This is a genomic window from Mycobacterium sp. (assembly GCF_035274705.1).
GTDB lineage: Bacteria > Actinomycetota > Actinomycetes > Mycobacteriales > Mycobacteriaceae > Mycobacterium.
Genome location: NZ_DATENY010000085.1, coordinates 1 through 7,242, shown reverse-complemented (window position 1 = coordinate 7,242; position 7,242 = coordinate 1). Strand labels below are relative to the sequence as shown.

At 64.6% G+C, this 7,242-nt stretch carries 6 protein-coding genes; 4 read left to right on the top strand and 2 right to left on the bottom strand.

Annotated features, from left to right (window positions below):
* Positions 1-713 (top strand): LLM class flavin-dependent oxidoreductase (locus VJV41_RS18270; protein WP_325336195.1); only part of this gene is annotated, 713 nt, incomplete at its 5' end.
* Positions 714-812: 99 nt separating this feature from the next.
* A complete protein-coding gene (locus VJV41_RS18265; protein WP_325336193.1) occupies positions 813-2,636 on the top strand; it encodes an FAD-dependent monooxygenase in 1,824 nt (607 codons plus the stop codon).
* A gap of 63 nt (positions 2,637-2,699) precedes the next feature.
* Here VJV41_RS18265 and VJV41_RS18260 read toward each other — a convergent pair whose 3' ends face one another.
* The gene (locus tag VJV41_RS18260; RefSeq protein WP_325336191.1) at positions 2,700-4,460 is read right to left on the bottom strand and encodes an FAD-dependent monooxygenase; all 1,761 of its coding nucleotides are present in this window, start codon (positions 4,458-4,460) and stop codon (positions 2,700-2,702) included.
* A 261-nt stretch (positions 4,461-4,721) separates the two neighbouring features.
* A complete protein-coding gene (locus VJV41_RS18255) occupies positions 4,722-4,970 on the bottom strand; it encodes a hypothetical protein (protein ID WP_325336189.1) in 249 nt (82 codons plus the stop codon).
* Between the two features lie 211 nt (positions 4,971-5,181).
* On the opposite strand from VJV41_RS18255, the gene VJV41_RS18250 reads away from it, so the two are divergent.
* Entirely contained in the window at positions 5,182-6,078 is an 897-nt protein-coding gene (locus VJV41_RS18250) for an LLM class flavin-dependent oxidoreductase (RefSeq protein ID WP_325336187.1), read from the top strand.
* Positions 6,075-7,004, top strand: coding sequence for an IclR family transcriptional regulator (locus VJV41_RS18245; RefSeq protein WP_325336185.1), 930 nt, complete (start codon positions 6,075-6,077; stop codon positions 7,002-7,004). Before VJV41_RS18250 ends, VJV41_RS18245 begins: the two co-directional genes overlap by 4 nt.
* The last annotated feature ends 238 nt before the right edge of the window (positions 7,005-7,242 follow it).

The window sequence follows — 7,242 nt, the reverse complement described above, 5'->3', positions numbered from 1 at the left end:
TCCGCTTAAGGCAACCCGAGGCGCTGCGAGTCAACCCCGAGCATCCCATTCCGGTTTATATCGCTGCCGATGGGCCGAAGGCGCTGCAGGCGACGGCCGAGGGTGCCGACGGAATGATTTCCGGGCTTACCGCGGGAACCGCCATGGGCAACTGCCCGGAAGTGTTCGCCGACGAGATCACGGCTTTGCGTGCCGCAGCCAGGACAGCCGGCCGCAATCTTGACGACTGCTACACGATGTGGCCGGTGTCCATCTGCGTCCTCGAGCCCGGCGAGTCAGCGATTTCGCCGCGCGCGCTCAAGCAGGCTGGGCCGCTCGCAGCCAGGGCGTTTCATTTCTACACCTGCAATCCCGAGATCGGACCGTTCCTGCCGCCGGCCATCCGCGAGCGACTCGAGATCTTCGAGAAGGAGGTGCTTTCGCGCATTGACCTTCCGCGCGAGCTCCTCTATCAGGAGGTGAACGCCGGTCATCTCGAGTACCTGCTGGATGGTGAGGCTGCGGTGCTCACCGAAGAGATCATGCGCATGACAACCCTGACGGGAACAGCAGAGGAGATCGCGACCCAGCTGCGCCGCCTCGAGAGTGCCGGCCTCGGTTGCGTACTGCTCTGCATCCCATCATCAGTCATGCGTGAGGTGATCCTCGATGTCGAGGAGAAGATCATGCCGCTCATGGCGTCGGTCACAGCCGATCCGATCAGCGGAACCTGAGGCTGGCCGTCGAAGGCCGACAGCTGTTATCACCGTGATACGGAAGTGTCACGTCCTGGCGAGTATTCGATGCGACTCGTCGTAGGCGGAAGGAAGTTCATGCGCACGATCGATACCGGCGTCCTCGTTGTAGGCGCGGGGCCGACCGGTCTCGTCGCGTCCAATATCCTTGCGGCGCAGGGCATCCCGGCGATCACCCTCGCGCGCCATCCCGGCACGGCACCCCAGCCGCGCGCGACTGTCACGAATATGCGGACCATCGAGGTCTTCCGCGACCTGGGCATCGAAGATCGCGTGCGGTCTGTCGGCAACTCGTTGAGATTCCTGAAGTACAACGTGCAGGCGACCAGCTTGGCCGGCATGGAGATCTTCCGTTACACCTCCTACGGGACCGGTCGTAGGCTGTCGGACTACCTCGCTGCGAGCCCGTGCGAGCCGTTGCATGCGCCTCAACACGTGCTCGAGCCGGTGCTGTTGACGGCCGCCATCGAGCGGGGCGCCGACATCCGCTTCTCGCACGAACTGGTCGAGATCGAGCAGTCTTCCGACGAGGTCCGGGCGCGCGTGCTCAACCGCATCAGCGGCGAGGAGTATCTCGTTCGCGCCCAGTATGCGATCGGCGCTGATGGCAGCCGCTCGCGGGTCGCAGAGCAACTCGGCTTCCGCTTCAAGGGGGAGTCCGGCCTCAAACACATGCTCAACATGTGGATCGAGGCCGACCTGGCCGAGTATGTCGCACACCGGCCCGCAGCTCTCTACCAGATCGCACAGCCGCAGAATATTTCGTGGGTGGGCACGGCGTCGTTCATGTGCGTGCGCCCGTGGAACGAATGGATGATCACACGCTCCTATAACCCGGCCGAGGGCGAGCCCGACACCTCCGACGCCGCCGTCGTCAAATTCGCGCACGACATGATCGGGTCGCAGCGACCAGAAGTTCGGGTCAAGGGCACCAGCACCTGGCAGGTCAATCACCTGGTCGCCACCGAGTACCGCCGAGGCCGGGTGTGTTTGGCCGGCGACGCCGCGCACCGGCACCCTCCGGCAGGAGGCCTGGGCAGCAACACCTCGATCCAGGACGCCTTCAACCTGGCGTGGAAACTCGCCTACGTCGTCTCTGGACGGGCCGGCGCTGGCCTACTCGACAGCTACGAGCCGGAGCGCCATCCTGTCGGCCAGCAGGTCGTGGAACGGGCGATGAAGGCCCTCGCGGGTCAGATGAAGTCTGTGGAAGCGGTCGGCCTTCGGCCTGGGCAATCAGCTGAAGACGGCTGGGCCGCGCTGCATGAACTCTGGTCGGACGCTCCCGGCGCAAGCGAACGGCGCGCCGCGCACAGAGCGGCGGTCAAGCTGCAGGACTACCGGTCCAACGCGCTCGGCGTCGAACTCGGCCAGCGCTACACCTCATGCGCAGTCGTCGGCGACGGCACACCATTCCCGGAACCCGACCGCGACCCCGAACTGCACTACCACCCGACCACACACCCGGGCGGCTACCTCCCACACGCCTGGGTCGAACACGACGGTCGCCAGATTTCGACGCTCGACCTTGCCGGTCACGGTCGTTTCTGCTTGATCACCGGCATCGGAGGTCAGCCATGGGCCGAGGCCGCGAAAAAGATCAGTGCTGAGTTGGGCGTCGACTTGCCGGTCTACTTCGTCGGCGCCCGTTGCGATTTCGACGATGTGCTCGGCGACTGGGCCTCCGTCAGGGAGATCGAGGACCACGGTGCACTACTCGTACGACCCGACCGCCACATCGCTTGGCGGTCGGCGGATCGGCCGCAGTCGCCGGAGGACGCGCTGCGCGCGGCATTGCGTCAGGTACTAGCGCTGGATGCGCCATCTGACGATGCCGGCACAGCGACGGCAAGCGCTACTCACTCCACTGGCAGCGCGGTCAAGCAGGGGATCGACGCCTAGCTGGTGGATCACCAGCTCTGTTGCGCGGCAGGGTAATTCGGCGCTGCTCCGGCTCAGCGGTCCTCACAAGATCGGTTTTCCGAGGACGGCGGCCAGCGCGTCCCGGAGCTGTGCGACTGCCTCGTCGTCATCGCCCACCGGCGTAGCGTGGCGCCACGCGATGTAACCGTCAGGGCGAACGAGCAATGCGCCCGCCTCGTGTATTTCGCGGACACGGGCCCACGCAAGGTAGGGGTCTTCAGTGCCCTTGCTGCCGATGACGACGGTGCGCAGATAGGGCAGGTCCAGTTGCTTGGCTGCGCTGACCCACGCGAGGCCGGCCAGACCGGTCACCAGCGAGAACCGGCCTCTGCCGGTGGCGTCCAGGGTGGAGAGGCGGCGGCCTCTCGCGTCGACGAGCCACACGTGCGGCAACTTCGCCCCTGGCCGCGTTGTGGCCTGCGCGTACAGCTGAGGGTCGCGAGCCCATTGCTCCTCACCAGCAACGGGGTCGGGGATGACCGCCGTTGATGCGTAGCGCTGGTTGAGTTCGACGCCGTGGGAGTTGTACTCGGAGTTCTTCAGCTCCAGGGCTTTCGCCAGGGCTTCCCGGACGGCGACGCCTTGGGTGCCGGGGTCGCGCAGTTTGGCGACGGTGGCCGCCACAGGGTCGGCTTCGCCGACCGTGCGGAAGCATTCGTTCAATCCGGCGTACTCCAGACGGGACTGGTTGGCACGCACGACAATCTGTTGACCCACCGGGGCCCGCTCGGCGGAGTACGTCTCGAGCAGCGACCGGTCGGCGTGGCCGTCGAGCACAAACGCCAGTTTCCAGGCGAGGTTGAAGCCGTCCTGGATGGAGGTGTTTGAGCCCAGCCCGTTGCTCGGCGGGTGGCGATGGACGGCGTCGCCGCCGCAGAACACCCGACCCGACGAGAACGAGGTGGCGTAGGCCTGGTTGACGTACCACGTCGACGTGGATTTGATCTCGACCTCGAGCTCGGGATCGCCGACGAAGCTGCGGATCCTGGCAACGACGGCTTCGTCGGAGAAGTCCGGTTCACCAGCCGACATGTCGAATCCCCAGCCGGCGATCCAGGTGTGCCACGGACGGACGGCGCGAAGCATGCCCAGCCCGATTTCTCCGTAGCTGGCAGCGGGCGTCACAGCCCAGTGAATGATGCTGGGGCGGTGCGCGACGTAGCGCGAGAGGTCGGCCTCGAACAATACGTACGCCGTAGCGGCTCGCGCCAGGTGTCCCTCCAGCGGCAAGCCGAGCTGGTCTACGACCGTCGAGCGGGCACCGTCGGCGCCGACCATGTACTTCGCGCGCACGCTGTAGCGGCGCCCGGACAGGCGGTCCTGCACGTTTACCGTCACCCCGGTGTCGTCTTGAACGTGGTCGAGGTATTCGGTGTTGAAGCTGAAGCAGGCGCCTCGGGCGGCCGCGTTCTTGACCAAGACCGGTTCGAGATAAGACTGCGGAATGTCGAGCATGGTGCACGGACTCGCCTGGATGTGATCGCCGACCCGGTCGTCACCGGTACCGCAGATGCGCAGGCGCGCCAGCTCCTCTCCGGCGAGGCTGGTGGTGAAGACCATGTCGCCCATGAGTTCCCACGGCGTCGCGTACTTGGCTGCCTCATCCTCGACGTCAAGGTCGCGCAACACCTCGACGGTGCGCTGGTTGGTGATGTGGGCGCGCGGTGAGTTCGCGAGCCAGTTCCAGCGCGTCACCACGTGCACCCGGACCCCGTAGGTGGCAAGCGCCAGTGCAGTCGCTGCGCCCATCGGGCCGCTCCCGACGACAAGGACGTCGGTGTCGAAGTCGACGGTGTTGCTCATTGCGAAACGCTCCCTACGGCCGCATCACCAATCGGTGAGATGATTGTGCTGAACATATGTTCCTGCGCGCTAACAACTTTCGGCGGCGCCGGCTTCCCGCAGCATTGTGGCCGCCGGCATGCTGCAACGATGTTGTGTCGCGTGCCGGCACCCCCGAAGGCCAACAACGCGACTGTGAAATTCATGAATCGTGCTCCGCTCGACCAGCTCAGATCGCGAAGTTAACACCACTCGCGCCGCCTGCTCCAGCGCTTGGTCCCGCTAGGTGGAAACCCGTCCCCACGAGGCAATTAGCGTCCGCCCCACCGTCGATGGCGACGGCTTGGCCGTAGGCATTCCGCCCATCTGCTTCAGGTTGCGCGCGACCTGGCAGTGATCGAACGTCTCGGTATGGACCCGCGGAAGGAAAGTAACTGCCCCACCTTGCGGGTCATTTCGAGTCAGCGTCATGACCGCGCCCGTCGTGAGCGTGGTGTGGTCGACGCGAGACTGCAGCCTGTTGACAGGCATGTAGCCACCCCATACTGTCCCTCTATACGGTCCGTGTGATCCACAATACGGTCCGATGCAAAGCGGAAATGTGGATCGCGTCGGCGAGCATTCTTCGAGCAAAGGCGGCGCAGCCGGTGGACAACCGAAGCGACGAGCAGGTGCGGTCAGACATGGCGGTCTCATGACAACGAGCATCAAATTGCATCTCGTCCTCGGTGAAAACTGGACGATGACTGATCCCCGTGACCTGCGTCGGCTGGTCGACTATGCGCGCGTTGCCGAAGAAGCCGGAATCTCCGGCGTGATGATCGGCGAGCACATCGCGATGGGCCCGAACTCCTGTTACAACGGGCCCCCGCTGAATCCTCGCGATTGGCTGATGGCGGGCAATCAGCCGCCGCGGTATCCCCAACCGAGCAACCTGCCGCTGCTGAGCGCGATGGCCGCAGTGACGACCAATCTTCGACTGATCGCCGCGGCAGTGCTGAGCACTCTGCGTCCGCCGCTGCTGCTGGCCAAAGAGCTTGCCACGATCGACCTCATCTCGAAGGGACGTCTGGTAATGCTGCCCGCCGTCAGCTGGCAAAGGGAGGAGTACGACGCGATGGGCGTTGACTTCACCAAACGCGGGAAGATGCTCGACGAGCAGTTGGAGATCTGGCAGCGCCTGTGGAGCCAGGGCTCCCCGGTCTCCTACGACGGGCAGTTCTATCAGTTCTCGCAGATGTACGTCGAGCCGTCGCCATACCGGGACGGCGGGCCGGTCTTATGGACTGGGGGCAAGACGTTGACCCCGTGGCTAACGCGCAGGACGGTCCAGTACGCAAAGGGCTTCTTCCCGCTCCTACCGCCAAAGCCAGACGAGATGGGGCAGCTCGCCGCCGCGATGAAGGCCGCTGGGCGCGACATGTCGGAGCTCGAAATGGCGGCAGTGCTGTTCGGCCCGAAGTTCACGGATGCGACGGGGCTGCTCGATCTCGACGCCACGATCGCGTCTGCGCCTGCGCTGGTGGAGAAAGGCTTCACGACGCTGTTCATCAAGCCTTCGCAGTACATCGACGACGGCGCGCAGCTCGGGGACTTCTGTCGTACCGTGCTGCGGAAGCTCGACCAAGAGCTTGCGTGACTGTTGCCATGGCCGTGCGTGTTGTGGATCCGGATCAGCACGGCTTTGGCGGCGTTGTTGACAGGAAGAACGTGGGCGCTCCTCCTCTGCACTCTGGCAAGGTGCAGCCAACTGTGGGCACGGTGGGAACAATTGAGGCGAAGGCAGATTCTGCCACCACGTCATGGGTGCGTCCGCTGCAGACGCGCGATCCCGTCGCGGAGCGCATCCTGCTGGTCCTCGAAGCCTGCGCGGCCAAAAAGCGCCCACTTACGCTGACAGACCTTGTCGATGCGACACGTCTAGCAAAGACGACGGTGCATCGCATATGCGGCAAGCTGGTTCAGCTTGGACTGCTCGAGCGCTCGGCAGAAGGCTTCTTGATTGGAACGAAGCTCTTCGCACTCGCCATCACCAACCCGCTCATCAACGAGATCCGTATGGCGGCCATACCGCATCTTCTCGAGCTTCAGCACGCGGCCGGAGCATCGGACTTGGCGATCCTCACCGGCGGCAAGGCATTGATCGTTGATGGACTGTTTACCCGGGAACTCCGCTTGGCCCCGCTTATCGGAGTTGCCCTGCCGTTGCACTGCACGGCAATTGGGAAGGCGATCGCCGCAAGCCTCGAGCCCGAACACCGCGAGGAGCTGCTGGGGCCGGGCGTGCTACCGGTCGCGACGCGTCGAACGATCGTTCATCCGGTGCTGATCAGGCGGCACCTCGAGAGTGTCGCGGAGGAAGGCGTGGCGTTCTCCCTCGGGGAGTTCCAGTTAGGCACGCACGCAGTTGCCTCGCCGTTCAAGGTTCGCGGCGACATCACCGCCGCAATCGGATGCGTCGGCGCCTGGAACAACCCGGCAATCAACCGTTCGTCAGCTCTGGTCGCAGAGGCTGCCAAGGACCTTCAGCGCGCTTTAGCGATATCTGAGCAGCCGCCTTGCTGAGTCGATCGCGGCCGACGGCTTCTCTCGCGGATGTCGCTCGGCAAGCGAAACATTAACCAGCCCTGGGTCTTTGAATTTCAAGGCACAGGACGCTTTCGGGCCACGCCGCCTAGATGAATAGGTCGGGTGCGAGGTCTTGCTCGCTGGCGTTGTCGTGGGCGTAGTGGGATAGGTCGGTGATTCCTGCGGCGGTCAGTACGTCGGCGTCGATGTAGCAGGTGCCGTTGCCGGCGGTGGG